Genomic DNA, 12824 nt, shown 5'->3' on the forward strand with positions numbered 1-12824 from the left:
CATGCTCCATTTCTTATTCTGATTTTCTCGGATCGGCTACCGCTATCGCCCCTCGGGCTTGATCTCTTCGAGCCAGATGGCTTCGGCCGGACAAGCTTCGGCGCCCTCTCGCGCCTCGTCCTCCAGCTCGACGGGAACAGCCTTGTTATCGACGTAAACTAAGCCATCGGCATCCAGCTTATAGATGCTGGGACAGATCGCAGCGCAGAGACCGTAGCCACAGCAGCGGCTGCGCTCGACCACAACCTCGAATCGGGCCTTGTCGGAACTCATCTTATTCTCCTTATCCATCCAGGCAGACGTAAAAATAATGAACACTTTTCTCAATTTTGTAAACAAATGCCCGTTTCACCCCCAAGAAAACCAAAGCCATCTCGCCTCGAATAGCTGCGACCGATCCCCCAGACCGCCAAAACCGGCCAATTGCCGCCGATCCGTCGGCAACAGAAGGGCAAACACAATCGCTGCTCCCGCACAAGATCAAACCAAGATGCAGTCGACCGCCTCCGTCTCTCCTTGAAAGCGGAAGCGACCTACCGCCAGGGTCAACTCCTCGGAGAGTCCTCGTAGAGAAATAACGGCACTGGAGACACTATGGGCAATTGCATCCCCCTCTCCCGCCATGCGCGCAATGCGCTCGACATTCAGAGCCACGTTCCGTCCACCGGCGTTCTGCACGCGGACCGCATCGGCAATCTGTTCAACCCCACGAGTGGAATCCCCCACCAATTCCGCAGCCTGCTGTAACGTGGACTCCAGGTCAGCCAGCAGCCTGCTGCTGTCCTCCAGCGCCACAGTGCCAGCGCGCAAGGCTTCGTCCACCACTTCAGACTGCCCCTCCAGCTTCGAGGTCAGCTCGTTGATCGAGTTGGCCGCCACGGCGGAACGTTGCGCCAGGCTGCGTACCTCGTCCGCCACCACGCTGAATCCACGTCCACTTTCGCCGGCGCGCGCAGCTTCGATAGCCGCATTGAGGGCCAGCAGGTTTGTTTGTGCCGACAGGCCCTTGACCTGAGTAATGCTCGCAGTGATGGCCGCGGTGCTTTCCACGAAGTCGCCTACCGATCCGCGTATCTCTGAGAACGCGTGACGCACGCTGTCGATCTTCTCGAGCAAGCGTGACAGCGCCAGATGACCATTCTCCGCCCCATGCAGGCTCGCCTCCGCCGAACTGCGCAAGTTTTCCGCATGACTGGAAATAGTCGCTATACCGTCACTCATCTGCCCGATAGTCAGCGATACCGCGCCCACAGCATCGACCTGCGCAGTGGAGCTCTCAGCCACCTGTGCGGAGGCATCCACCAACTGTTCCGCTGAGGCACCAACTGACACTGCCACGTTGGTGACCTGCCGCATTGCCTGCTGAAAGCTGTCAATCAGCTCGTTGAAAGCCTGCGCAGTATGGGCTATCTCGTCACGCCCCATTACTCGCACACGGATGGTCAGGTCGCCATCGCGCAACCTCACGGAAGCCTGCTCAATTTCCCGAATGGCTCGAACAATCTGTCGACGCAACAGCAGACTGACAAACAGGGCCAGAACGCTAGCTGCAACGAGGACAACAATCAGCATCCTGGACAACTGCCGCTGCAAGTCGCCAGCCTCGACGAAGGCATTGGAGGTCAACTCCGCCTGCACCCCCAGCAAGCGGTTGAACTGCCCCTGCAAACCGTTGTATTCGGCACGTATTCGCCCCAGCAACGCCGCCGCCTGCAACTGATCATCAACGGCCGTGCGTTTGAAGTCAGACAAGCTTTCGCCGACCACTCCAGCCTGATCTTCCACGGCTCGATAGAGCGCTTTCTCCTCGTCGCCCAGGCGGGTCTCCTGAGCCAGTTTGCCCATCCCTGCCTGCAAGTCATCGATACTGTCTTGCATATCCTCGAGATAGGACTCGAGCTCCTCCCTGGAGGCCGAGCCATTCGACTCGAGGATCCGCACTACCGCAGCATAGGCGCCCACCATCGCCGCCTGCGAAGCCGAGGAGGTTTCGAGGACCTGGCGATACTGATGGAAGCGCAGGTGGTCGATTTCCTCGATCACGGCGTGCTGCTTGACCAGCCCCCGATAGGCCATCCCCGACACGATCAGTAGCGACAGGACGAACAACCCTGGAAGTACGAGAAGCTTGGCGCCGATCGACAGCCCTCTCAGAAACATCATGGCACTCACCGTTCTTGTTGTTATGGAAGATAGCTGGACAGGCCCGCTGCCCCGCCATACTATTTGCACAGTATTAACATTTATGTTCATAACATCAAACAAAAGCCTTACCTGCTCGAGACCCGGCCCTACAAAACCAATAAAGGACGCCAAAGCATGTCTACCGCCCGAAACGAAGCGGCTATCGACTTCACCGAGTTCAAACGGGGATGGCGTATCCTGCTGCTATCCGTGGTTGGGGTTGCTGTCAGCATCAATGCTGCCCTGCTCTATGGGTTCGGTACCCTGGTAGTACCGCTGGAAGCGGCATTCGGGTGGAACAAGAGCGACCTTCAGGCGGCGATAACTTTCCTCTTCGGTGGCGCGGTAATCTCGCTGCAACTGGTTGGCTGGTTCAACTTGCGCTACGGCATGAAGCGGGTGACAGTCATCTCGCTGACCCTGCTGTCTCTGGGCTACCTAGCTACCACTCAGTTGAACGGATCGATCTGGTCGCTATACCTAGCTTTCGCTGTCCTGCCTTTGATCGGCATGGGGGCGCTGGCGGTAACCTGGACCCAGTTGCTCAGCCTCTGGTACGACCGCAATCGCGGGCTGGCCCTAGCTATCGGCCTGTCCGGTACCGGCTTGACCGCGGCGGTCGTCCCGCGCCTGCTGTCCTGGGGCATCGAACAATGGGACTGGCGCGCGGCCTTCGTCATCCTCGCCCTGCTCAATCTGCTGGTCCTGCTGCCGCTGACCCTGCTGTGGTTCAGGCTCTCCGCCAGCACGACGCAAAGCAGCCAGGGGCATGCCAGGGAACTGCTGGACCTGCCCGGCATGAGCTTTCGCGAAGGAATGCGCTCGAGGAAATTCTGGACCTGCAACCTGGCTCTGGGCCTGGTGATCTCGTCGATCGTCGGCATGGTCACCAGCACCGTGCCGATGCTGCAGAGCAAGGGCCTATCAGCCAGCGATGCCAACCTGATCTTCAGCGGCTTCGGCATCGCCCTGATCTTCGGCCGTCTGCTCATCGGCTACCTGATCGATCGCATGTGGCCGCCGCTGGTATCCGCCGTCAGCCTGGCCCTGCCAGCCATCGGCTGCCTGATCTACCTCAGCGGCACCGTCGAGTTCACACCATTGCTGCTGGCGGCGATCCTGGTCGGCTTCGGCGCCGGCGCCGAGTTCGACATCGCCGCCTTCCTGATCGCGCGCTACTTCGGTGTACGCGAGTACGGACGGCTGTTCGGCGTGCATCAAGGCCTGAATACCGTGGCCTCTGCCCTTGCCCCGCTGCTGTTCGCCTTCCTGCTCAGCCGCACCGACTCCTACTCGGCCATGCTGACCTACACCCTGGCCTGCAGCCTGGTCGGTCCCCTGCTCTTGCTGACTCTCGGCCGCGTTCCGCGCTTTGTCGCAACACCGCTCGCGGCCCATCCCTGATCCGAACATTCCAGGAGAACACCATGCCCACACTGACGTTCATCGAACACAACGGTACCGAACACCAGGTCAACGCAGACGTTGGCCAATCGGCCATGCAGGCCGCCACCTTTGCCTCCGTGCCCGGCATCCCCGCCGATTGTGGCGGCGCCTGCGCCTGCGCCACCTGCCATGCCTACGTAGACGAAACCTGGCTGGAACGTCTGCCACCGATGGACAGCACCGAGAACGACATGCTCGATTGCGCCGTCGAGCGCCGCGACAACAGCCGCCTGACCTGCCAGGTATTCATCAGCGAAGAGCTCGACGGCATGGTGCTGCGCCTGCCCGCGTCGCAATTCTGAAGAAGAGGTTTCCATGTCACTCGCCTCAGTAGTCATCGTCGGCGCCGGACAGGCCGGTTTCCAGGTTGCCGCCTCGCTGCGACAAGAAGGGTATGACGGCACCATCACCCTGATCGGCGATGAGCCGGGCCTGCCGTACCAGCGCCCGCCGCTGTCCAAGGCCTACCTGCTCGGCAAGATCACCGAGAATGCCCTGCTGTTCCGCCCCGCCGATTTCTTCGTCAAGCAACGCATAGACCTGCGCCACGACCAGGCCACTGCCATCGACCGACAGAACCGTCGCGTGCTGTTCGCATCCGGCGAGGCGGTCGCCTACGATCACCTGGTGCTGGCAACCGGTGCGCACAACCGCCCACTGCCGGTGCCCGGCGCCGAGCTGCAGGGCGTTTACGGCGTCAAGACCAAACAGGATGCCGACGCCCTCGCCCCCCTGGCCAAGGCAGCCAGCAGTGTGGTCGTAGTCGGCGCCGGCTTCATCGGCCTGGAATTCGCTGCGGTAGCCGCCGAACTCGGCGCCAGCGTGCACGTGCTGGAGCTTGGCGATCGGCCGATGGCGCGCGCTGTTTCGACGGAGATGTCCCAACTGTTCCGCCAGGCGCATGAGTCCTGGGGCGTAAAGTTCGACTTCCGCCAGGGCCTGACCCGCATCGACGGCAAGGATGGCAAGGTCAGCGGCGTCGAGACCTCAGACGGACGCAGACTGCCAGCCGACCTGGTAGTTTTCGGCATCGGCGTGATTCCCAACACCCAATTGGCCAGCGAGGCGGGTCTGGCCATCGAGAACGGCATCCGCGTGGACGCCAATCTGCTGACCTCCGATCCGCACATCTCCGCTCTCGGCGACGTCGCCTGCTTCCCCTGCCTGCAGAACGGCGAGCAACCGACTCGCCTGGAATCCGTGCAGAACGCCGCCGACCAGGCACGCAATGTGGCCGCTCGGCTGCTCGGCAAGCCGGCCCCGTACAGTGCGTTGCCCTGGTTCTGGACCGACCAGGGCAACCTCAAGCTGCAGATCGCCGGGCTCTCCACCGGCTACGACAGCACCGTCATCCTCGGCTCGCCGGAAACCCAGCAGCTCTCGGTACTGTGCTTCCGTGACGACCAGTTGGTCGCGGTGGAGTCTTGCAACCGACCGGGCGACCACATGGCCGCGCGCAAGATTCTCTCCCGCCCGCCGCAGCTGAGCGCCGCCGAGGCCGCCGCCGAAGGCTTCGAGCTCAAGGCCTGGGAAGCCGCCAACCGCGACTGAACGACCACCGCCGCGCCCACCGCCGGGCGCGGCGTCAACCAGCGCCACGGCCAATCCCGCTTCCTGCGACCGGGCCTGTCCGCACTCCCGTCCGCTCAAGGCGACACCTGATGAACGCCCGCAGCCAATCGCTTCCCACCGGCCTGTCGATCGTTTCGATCGTCTGCTTCAATTTCGCCTCCTACATCGCCAACGGACTCCCCCTGGCCGTGTTGCCCGGCCATGTCCTGAATACCCTGGGATTCAGCAGCGCCATGGTTGGCCTGGTGATCGGCACGCAATACCTGACGACCCTGCTGTCGCGCCCACTGGCCGGCCTGCTTGCCGACACCCATGGCGCCAAGCGCACGGTCATGACCGGACTGGCCGTGCTGACCGGCAGCGGCCTGCTGACGGCCCTGGCGATCATCCTGCCGCTGCCCCTGGGTGTCGGCCTGGCGCTGCTGATCACCGGGCGCATCCTCCAGGGCATCTCTTCGGCGCTGATCTCCACGCCCTGCTGCACTTGGGCCATCGGCCTGCATGGTACGTCGCGCACCGCACAGGTGATGTCCTGGAATGGCATCGCCGCCTACGGCGGAACCGCCCTCGGCGCGCCGCTCGGCGTTCTGGTACGGGACCAGTTGGGGCTCGCCGGCATCGGCTTCGGCATCACCCTGCTCGGCTTGCTGCCCCTGCTGTTCGCCCGGAGCCGACCGCCGGCACCGTTGCTGCCGGGCATACGCCTGCCGTTCCACAGCGTGTTCCTCGCGGTGCTGCCCAACGGCCTGGCCGTCGCCTGCAGTTCGGTGGGCTTCGGAAGCCTGACCGCCTTCGTCGCCCTGTACTTCGACAGTCAGGACTGGAACAACGCGGCCTATTGCCTGAGCGCCTTCGGCATCGCCTTCATCTGTGCCCGGCTGGCGTCGCCCAATGCACTACCGCGCTTCGGCGGCTACCGGGTGGTCACGTTCTGCCTGATGGTACAAACCCTGGGGCTGCTACTCGTGTGGCTGGCGCCTACGCCCCTGGTGGCGATCCTCGGCTCGGCGCTGACCGGTCTGGGCGTGTCCTGGGTCTATCCGGGGCTGGGGGTGGAAACCCTAGCGCGCACGCCGGAGAACAACCGCAATTCGGCCCTGAGCACGCTGTCGCTGTTCTTCGACCTGGCCGTAGGGCTGGCCGGCCCACTGATGGGCCTGGTGGCCGCGCATTTCGGCCTGTCATGGATTTTCTTCTGCTCGGCCCTGCTCTCGACCCTCGGCCTTACCCTGGTGCTGTGCCTGCGCCAGCGCTCCGGCCGGTGAAGCGTGGACGCTGGCGGCCGAAAACTAACTGAACAATTTAAATAATACTGCCCATAAAAATCGAAACCTGCATTCTGCAGCCAGCGCCCCGGCCGTCGGCGAATCTGCCGCACACGCCTCCATAAGCCCGACTCCAAAGACCTGCAAGGCTATCCAGCGGAGTAGCAACGTGCCTGACCGGTGGTTTTCAGCCCTGAGCAGCCGTTGACCCAGATCAATTCAGAAGCCCTCCACGGGGCAGATAATCGGCTCGCAAATGAACATAAATCTATTTTTTGTTCATATAAAACAACAAGAGCGAAGACCGACTATGACCAGTACTACCAACCCGGCACTGAGCGACGGCACGAGGATTTCGGACCTGATTGATCTGGAAAAACATGAAGTGAAGATGCGGACGCTGTCCGACCCCGAGCTTTATGCCCTGGAGATGAAGAAAATCTTCGCCAGGACCTGGGTCTTCCTCGGCCACGAGACAGAGATTCCGAACAAGGGCGACTTCATCGTCCGCGACATGGGCTCCGACTCGGTGATCGTCGCCCGCTCCAGCGACGAGCAGATCCACGTCTCGCTTAACGTCTGCCCGCACCGTGGCATGAAGATCTCCACCGTCGACGGCGGCAATGCCGCCGCCCATGTGTGCATCTACCATGGCTGGACATTCCGCCCCAACGGCGACTTCATCGCCGCGCCGGTGGAGAAGGAATGCATGCACGGCAAGATGCGCACGAAGGCCGAACTCGGCCTGCACAAGGCCCGCGTGTCCGTCTATGGCGGCCTGATCTTCGCCACCTGGAACGTCAACGGCCCGTCCTTCGAGGACTTCCTCGGCGATGCCAAGTGGTATTTCGACACCCTATGGTGCCGCACCACCGCCGGTATGGAAGTGCTCGGCCCGCCGCAGCGCTTCATCATCCGTGCCAACTGGAAGACTGCATGCGAGCAATCCGCCTCGGACGGCTTCCACACCCTGACCCTGCACCGCTGGCTGGGCGAGGTCGGTCCCTATGCAAAGAAGCCGGATGCCGAAGGCAAGGGCGGCGACCTCAGCCCGGAAATGTACGGCGTTGAAGTCTGGACCGAACACGGCCACACCATGCGCTGCATCGAACTGGACCGCAAGATCCAGCGCCTCACCGGGCGCGACCCGTCCACCATGAGTGCCGAGGAAAAACTCACCCTGCTGCCGCCACCGGGCATCACCCGGGAAATGGTCCCCGAGCTGCTCAAGCGCTTCAGCCCGGAGCAGTTGCACGTCATGAGCTGGCGGCCGCCACAGGTGGGCAACTTCTTCCCCAATGGCCTGTTCGAATTCATCTACCTGCCGCAGCCGGACGGCACCGTGCTCGGCGCCATGGCCCTGCACGCCTATATCCCCAAGGGGCCGGACAAGCTGGAATTCGTCAACTGGATCCTCGCCGAGAAGGACACCCCGCCGGAAATCAAGGCGCGCATGCTGCGCCAGTCGATCCAGTTGCTCGGCACCTCCGGCATGGTCGAGCAGGATGACTCCGATACCTGGCCACACATGACCCTAGCGGCCAAGGGAGCGATGAGCGAGGCCATCACCCTCAAGTATCAGGCCTTGTACGAGGACGACGCCAAGCCTGCCGACTGGCCCGGCCCCGGTCATGTCGGCGAGGGCTTCACCAAGGACGATACCCAGTGGCAATGGTGGAAATACTGGCACGCGCTGATGACGGCCTGACCACCCTGCCCCTCGTACACCCTGCCCGGCTGCGTAGCGCGGCCGACGGCACGCACAGCCTCACGGAGATCGCCATGAACGACTTACAGACCCTGCTCGCGCCCACGCCCCTTCCGCCGACCGACCGCAGCAAGCGCATCGCCAGCGGCAGCCCGCTGCACAGCGAAATCGTCGACTTCCTCTACGACGAGGCGGAGCTGCTGGACACCCTGCAACTCAAGCAGTGGAGCGAAACCCTGACCCTGGATATCGAGTACAACGCCCCACTGCGCCTCACCCGTCCCAATCGCCAGCAACAGCAGACCGTGGTGCGCAACGTCCAGCACCTGCACGAGAGCCATGGCTCGCTGATGGTGCGCATCATGCGCATCACCGACACCCGCAGCGCCTGGGGTGAGGACCCGCCCTCGCGCACCCGGCGCCTGGTCAGCAACGTCCGCGTGTTCGGCACCGACAAGGCCGACGAATACAAGGTGCTGAGCTACCTGCTGGTGACCCGCAGCCGCTTCGACTTCGACGACTTCGACCTGATCCCCTGCGAACGCCACGACATCCTGCGCCGCGAGAACGGCCAGCTGAAACTGGCGCGGCGCGAAATCCTGCTGGACCAGGCGGTGATCGGCACCCCGAACCTCGGCATTTTCCTTTGATCGACCCGACAGGGGTAAAGGCCACTGCTGCGGCCAACCACGGAGAACGACAATGCAACTCGAAGACATGATCCTCGTCAGCGTGGATGACCACGCCATCGAACCGGCCGGCGCCTTCGACCGCCACATGCCGGCACGCTTCAAGGGCCGCCAGCCGCGCGTCGAGCAGCACGGCGGTCGCGACGTCTGGGTATTCGAAGGCCAGGCCACCGGCTACATGGGTCTCAATTCCGTAGTCGGCCGGCCCAAGGAAGAGTACGGCATGGAGCCGCTGGGCTACGAGCACATGCGCCGCGGCACCTGGGACATAAAGGCCCGCGTCGACGACATGAGCGCCAACGGCATCCTTGGCTCGATCTGCTTCCCGACCTTCCCCGGCTTCGCCGGCCAGCGCTTCCAGGTACATGCGGATCGCGCCGTGTCCCTGGCGGCGATCCAGGCCTACAACGACTGGCACCTGCATGACTGGTGCAACGCCGCCCCGGGACGCTTCATTCCACTGATGCTAGTACCTTGGTGGGACATGCAGGCCGCTGCTGCAGAGGTTGCACGTCTGGCTAAGCAAGGCGTGCATGCCCTGTCGCTGTCCGACAACCCGGCGCTGCACGGCTTCCCGTCGATCCACAGCGACTACTGGGACCCGCTGTGGAAAGCCTGCGCCGACAACAAGGTGGTGATCTGCTGCCACATCGGCACCGGCATCAAGGCCGAGCACGCCTCCGAGCTGTCGCCGATCGATGCCTGGATCACCTCCATGCCGATCTCCATCGCCAACTCGGCGGCCGATTGGATCTGGGCGCCGATGTGGAAGAAGTTCCCCGACCTGCGCATGGCCCTCTCCGAAGGCGGCATCGGCTGGATCCCCTACCTGCTGGAGCGCGCTGATTTCACTCATCGCCACCACCACGCCTGGACCAACGCCGACTTCGGCGGCAAGAAGCCCAGCGACATCTTCCGCAAGCACATCATCACCTGCTTCATCGAGGACGATTTCGGCCTGCGCAACCTGCCGGACGTGGGCGAGGACATGGTCACCTGGGAATGCGACTACCCGCACTCCGACTGCACCTGGCCGAATTCGCCGGAGGTGGCCTGGGAAAGCCTGCGCAAGCTGCCCAAGGAGACCATCCACAAGGTCACCCACCTCAACGCCATGCGCGAGTTCTCCTACGACCCGTTCGCCCTGCTCGGCCGCGACAACTGCACGGTCGGCGCCCTGCGCGCCCAGGCCACGCACGTCAATATCGAGCCCGCACTGGGCATGGGCGGTGCGGCGCCCAAGCGTGAGAAAGGCAAGCCGGTGACCTCCGGCGACATCAACGCGATGTTCGCCCAGGCGGACGCCCAAACCGCGCTGTAGGCAAGGCCATGGCCCCCTCCCGGGCAAAGGCCGGGAGGGGGCGGCTCAAGACAATCACAAGAGGCCAGCATGGACATCATCGGCATTGGCTACCTGGGCTTCGAAAGCCCGAACCTGGACGCCTGGCGCGAGTACGCACCGCAGGTGCTCGGCCTGGGCCTGGGCAACGCCGCGGCGGGCGACCCCGACTCCCTGTACCTGCGCAGCGACGACCGTCGGCACCGCATCGCCTTTCACCCCGGCCCCACCGACCGCATCGCCTACATCGGCTGGGAGGCCCGCGGGCGGCAGGCCTTCGACGCCGCCGTGGCGCGCTTTCGCGCAGCCGGCGTGGCCCTGGAAGTCAGCGACGCGGCTCTGCGCGAGATCCGCGGGGTGCGCGAACTGGTGCGCTTCCGCTGCCCGGCGGGCTACCAGCACGAACTCTTCTACGGACAGAAATGGACGCCACGCTCGTTCGTTCCCGGCCGCCCGCACGGCGGTTTCGTCGCCGACGAGCGCGGCGTCGGCCATATCGTCCTGATGACGCCGGACTACGGCCCGGACCTGGAAGCCTTCTTCATCGAGCTGATGGGCTTCCACTGGTACGGCGCCGGCGCCGGCAAGGGCCGCACCGGCTTCTTCCGCGCCAAGCTGAACGACAAGACCAGCCATGACATCGCCTTCGGCCATGCGCCCGGCATGAAGGGCGTGCAGCATATCGGCCTGTTCGTCAAAAGCCTGCGCGACCTCGGCGAAACCTACGACATCGTGCGCCAGCGCGCGCTGCCGATGCAGATGACCCTCGGCCAGCACAGCCAGGACCCGCACGTTTCCTTCTACCACTTCAGCCCGTCCGGGTTCGCCGTGGAGTGCATCCACGAACTGCAGCCCTGGCACCACGACGGCTTCGAGCTAAACCCCGAGCACCTGAGCGTCTGGGGCCATGAACGGGTCGGCCCGATCCTTGGCCCGAGCGTCATGCCCGTGGAACGCTACCCCGACGACTGAACACGCGAATCCAGCACCAACATCGACAGAAAAAGGACAAAAAGATGAGCAAGATCTATGACATCGTCATCGCCGGCGGCGGCCACAATGGCCTGGTCGCCGCCTGCTACCTGGCCAAGGCCGGGCGCAGTGTGTGCGTGGTGGAGAAGAACGACAAGGTCGGCGGCGGGGTCATGACCCGCGAGCTGACCATTCCCGGCTTCAAGCACGACGTCTGCTCGGTGGCGCATACCCTGCTGCAGGCTAACCCGCTGCTGCGCAACGACGAACTGGAGCTGAAGGCGAAGTTCGGCCTGAAGTACATCAACCCCGACAAGATGACCGCGATCTTCTACGACGACGGCAGCACCCTGGAGTTCTACACCGACCTGGAGCGCACCTGCCAAGCCATCGCCAAGTTTTCCGAGCGCGACGCCGATGCCTACCGCCGCTTCAACCACCAGGTGTTCCAGAACCTCGACATGCTGGTCATGGGCATGTTCAACACGCCGCCGAGCGCGTCGCACCAGGCGCTGATGATGGAACAGAGCCAGGTCGGCCAGGAACTGATGCGCACCCAGGCGATGAGCGCCTGGGACTACATCAGCGAATGGTTCGAGAACGACAAGGTCAAGATCGCCCTGGCCCGCTACGCCTCCGAGGCGATGATGAACCCGTTCGACAACGGCACCGGTTTCGGCTTCTACATCATCCTGCCGCTGATGCACCGGTACGGCGTGGGCATCCCGGTCGGCGGTTCCGGGGCCTTCGCCGACGCCCTGCATGCCTGCCTGGAACACCACGGCGGCGAGGTACGCACCCAGGCGCCGATCAAACAGTTCAAGATCGACGGCGGCAAGGCGAGCGGCGTGATCCTCGACAGCGGCGAGGAAATCCTCGCTCGCCAGGGCGTGATCTCCACCCTGCACGCCAAACAGGTGTTCCCCGCCATGGTCCCCGGCTGCGAATTGCCCGAAGGCTTTGAGCAGCGCATCCGCACCCTCAAGCACAGCAGCTTCCAGCCGTTCAACATGCATGTTGCGCTGCGCGAGGCACCGCGCTACAAGGTCGGCCCAGCGGTGGACGACTTCTTCTGGGTGGAGCGCTCGCATTCCGACCCCGAGGAATTCTCCCGCGCCTTCCGCGACCTGGAATACGGCATCCCGCGCCGCGACTTCATCGCCTACGTGACCCAGGACACCTACGACAAGACCCGCGCCCCGGAAGGCAAGCACGTGCTCAACATGTATGCCTTCTGCCCCTACCACCTCAAGGGCGGCGCCCAGCGCTGGGACGAGATCGGCGAAGAGGTAGCCCACGCTTTTCTCGACGACTTGCGTAAGCTCACCACCAACATGGACGACGACAACATCCTCGGCTTCTCGTGGATGACCCCGCTGGACATCGAACGCCACAACAACGCCATGATCGGCGCCGATATTCTGCACTTCGGCTCCTACTCCTGGCAGATCGCCGGTAACCGCCCAGCCCCCGGCTACGCCCAGTACAAGTCGCCAGTGGACGGCCTGTACCTGGCTGGCGCCAGCACCCACCCCGGCGGCGGTGTCACCGCCGCCTCCGGGCGCAACGTGGCACGGGTGCTGCTGGAAGAGTCCGGCCTGGATTTCGACGAACTGGTCGGTGCCTGACCACCCCTTGCAGGAGCGAGC

The 12824-nt window shown here is 63.7% G+C and carries 11 protein-coding genes and 1 pseudogene; 9 read left to right on the forward strand and 3 right to left on the reverse strand.

The window, feature by feature from the left end:
• Positions 1 to 42: 42 nt before the first annotated feature.
• The 3 genes and pseudogenes from ACYCAX_RS15840 to ACYCAX_RS15850 form a co-directional block, all read right to left on the reverse strand.
• The gene (locus ACYCAX_RS15840; protein WP_033970208.1) at positions 43 to 273 is read right to left on the reverse strand and encodes a ferredoxin; all 231 of its coding nucleotides are present in this window, start codon (positions 271 to 273) and stop codon (positions 43 to 45) included.
• 207 nt (positions 274 to 480) lie between these two features.
• Positions 481 to 1425, reverse strand: coding sequence for a methyl-accepting chemotaxis protein (locus ACYCAX_RS15845; protein WP_405045855.1), 945 nt, complete (start codon positions 1423 to 1425; stop codon positions 481 to 483).
• Positions 1423 to 2253, reverse strand: a pseudogene (locus ACYCAX_RS15850) (hypothetical protein); the annotation flags it as partial. The pseudogene ACYCAX_RS15850 and the gene ACYCAX_RS15845, both read right to left, overlap by 3 nt.
• A 66-nt stretch (positions 2254 to 2319) precedes the next feature.
• Here ACYCAX_RS15850 and ACYCAX_RS15855 point away from each other — a divergent pair.
• From ACYCAX_RS15855 to ACYCAX_RS15895, 9 genes are all read left to right on the forward strand, one after another.
• Positions 2320 to 3588: an MFS transporter gene (locus ACYCAX_RS15855; RefSeq protein WP_033970205.1), complete on the forward strand. Its 1269-nt coding sequence runs from the start codon at positions 2320 to 2322 to the stop codon at positions 3586 to 3588.
• A 23-nt stretch (positions 3589 to 3611) separates the two neighbouring features.
• On the forward strand, positions 3612 to 3932 hold the full coding sequence (locus ACYCAX_RS15860; protein WP_033970204.1) for a 2Fe-2S iron-sulfur cluster-binding protein: 321 nt from the start codon (positions 3612 to 3614) through the stop codon (positions 3930 to 3932).
• A gap of 13 nt (positions 3933 to 3945) precedes the next feature.
• A complete protein-coding gene (locus ACYCAX_RS15865; protein ID WP_033970203.1) occupies positions 3946 to 5181 on the forward strand; it encodes an NAD(P)/FAD-dependent oxidoreductase in 1236 nt (411 codons plus the stop codon).
• Positions 5182 to 5291: 110 nt separating this feature from the next.
• Complete coding sequence (locus ACYCAX_RS15870) at positions 5292 to 6467, forward strand: MFS transporter (RefSeq protein WP_049311546.1); 1176 nt, start codon at positions 5292 to 5294, stop codon at positions 6465 to 6467.
• 310 nt (positions 6468 to 6777) lie between these two features.
• Positions 6778 to 8175, forward strand: coding sequence for an aromatic ring-hydroxylating dioxygenase subunit alpha (locus tag ACYCAX_RS15875; RefSeq protein ID WP_049311545.1), 1398 nt, complete (start codon positions 6778 to 6780; stop codon positions 8173 to 8175).
• Positions 8176 to 8249: 74 nt separating this feature from the next.
• Positions 8250 to 8825: a 3-phenylpropionate/cinnamic acid dioxygenase subunit beta gene (locus ACYCAX_RS15880; RefSeq protein WP_004350362.1), complete on the forward strand. Its 576-nt coding sequence runs from the start codon at positions 8250 to 8252 to the stop codon at positions 8823 to 8825.
• A gap of 52 nt (positions 8826 to 8877) precedes the next feature.
• Positions 8878 to 10185, forward strand: a complete 1308-nt coding sequence (locus ACYCAX_RS15885) for an amidohydrolase family protein (RefSeq protein WP_033970199.1) — start codon at positions 8878 to 8880, stop codon at positions 10183 to 10185.
• Between the two features lie 69 nt (positions 10186 to 10254).
• Positions 10255 to 11175: a VOC family protein gene (locus ACYCAX_RS15890; protein ID WP_043158259.1), complete on the forward strand. Its 921-nt coding sequence runs from the start codon at positions 10255 to 10257 to the stop codon at positions 11173 to 11175.
• Positions 11176 to 11219: 44 nt separating this feature from the next.
• Positions 11220 to 12803, forward strand: a complete 1584-nt coding sequence (locus ACYCAX_RS15895; protein WP_049311162.1) for a phytoene desaturase family protein — start codon at positions 11220 to 11222, stop codon at positions 12801 to 12803.
• Positions 12804 to 12824 lie beyond the last annotated feature (21 nt).

Source organism: Pseudomonas sp. MT3, from assembly GCF_054720805.1.

Excerpts from the sequence above, each read along its gene's own strand:
- ACYCAX_RS15840 (WP_033970208.1), bottom strand. The coding sequence starts at position 273 with ATGAGTTCCGACAAGGCCCGATTCGAGGTTGTGGTCGAGCGCAGCCGC.
- ACYCAX_RS15845 (WP_405045855.1), bottom strand. The coding sequence starts at position 1,425 with ATGGGGCGTGACGAGATAGCCCATACTGCGCAGGCTTTCAACGAGCTG.
- ACYCAX_RS15855 (WP_033970205.1), top strand. The coding sequence starts at position 2,320 with ATGTCTACCGCCCGAAACGAAGCGGCTATCGACTTCACCGAGTTCAAA.
- ACYCAX_RS15860 (WP_033970204.1), top strand. The coding sequence starts at position 3,612 with ATGCCCACACTGACGTTCATCGAACACAACGGTACCGAACACCAGGTC.
- ACYCAX_RS15865 (WP_033970203.1), top strand. The coding sequence starts at position 3,946 with ATGTCACTCGCCTCAGTAGTCATCGTCGGCGCCGGACAGGCCGGTTTC.
- ACYCAX_RS15870 (WP_049311546.1), top strand. The coding sequence starts at position 5,292 with ATGAACGCCCGCAGCCAATCGCTTCCCACCGGCCTGTCGATCGTTTCG.
- ACYCAX_RS15875 (WP_049311545.1), top strand. The coding sequence starts at position 6,778 with ATGACCAGTACTACCAACCCGGCACTGAGCGACGGCACGAGGATTTCG.
- ACYCAX_RS15880 (WP_004350362.1), top strand. The coding sequence starts at position 8,250 with ATGAACGACTTACAGACCCTGCTCGCGCCCACGCCCCTTCCGCCGACC.
- ACYCAX_RS15885 (WP_033970199.1), top strand. The coding sequence starts at position 8,878 with ATGCAACTCGAAGACATGATCCTCGTCAGCGTGGATGACCACGCCATC.
- ACYCAX_RS15890 (WP_043158259.1), top strand. The coding sequence starts at position 10,255 with ATGGACATCATCGGCATTGGCTACCTGGGCTTCGAAAGCCCGAACCTG.
- ACYCAX_RS15895 (WP_049311162.1), top strand. The coding sequence starts at position 11,220 with ATGAGCAAGATCTATGACATCGTCATCGCCGGCGGCGGCCACAATGGC.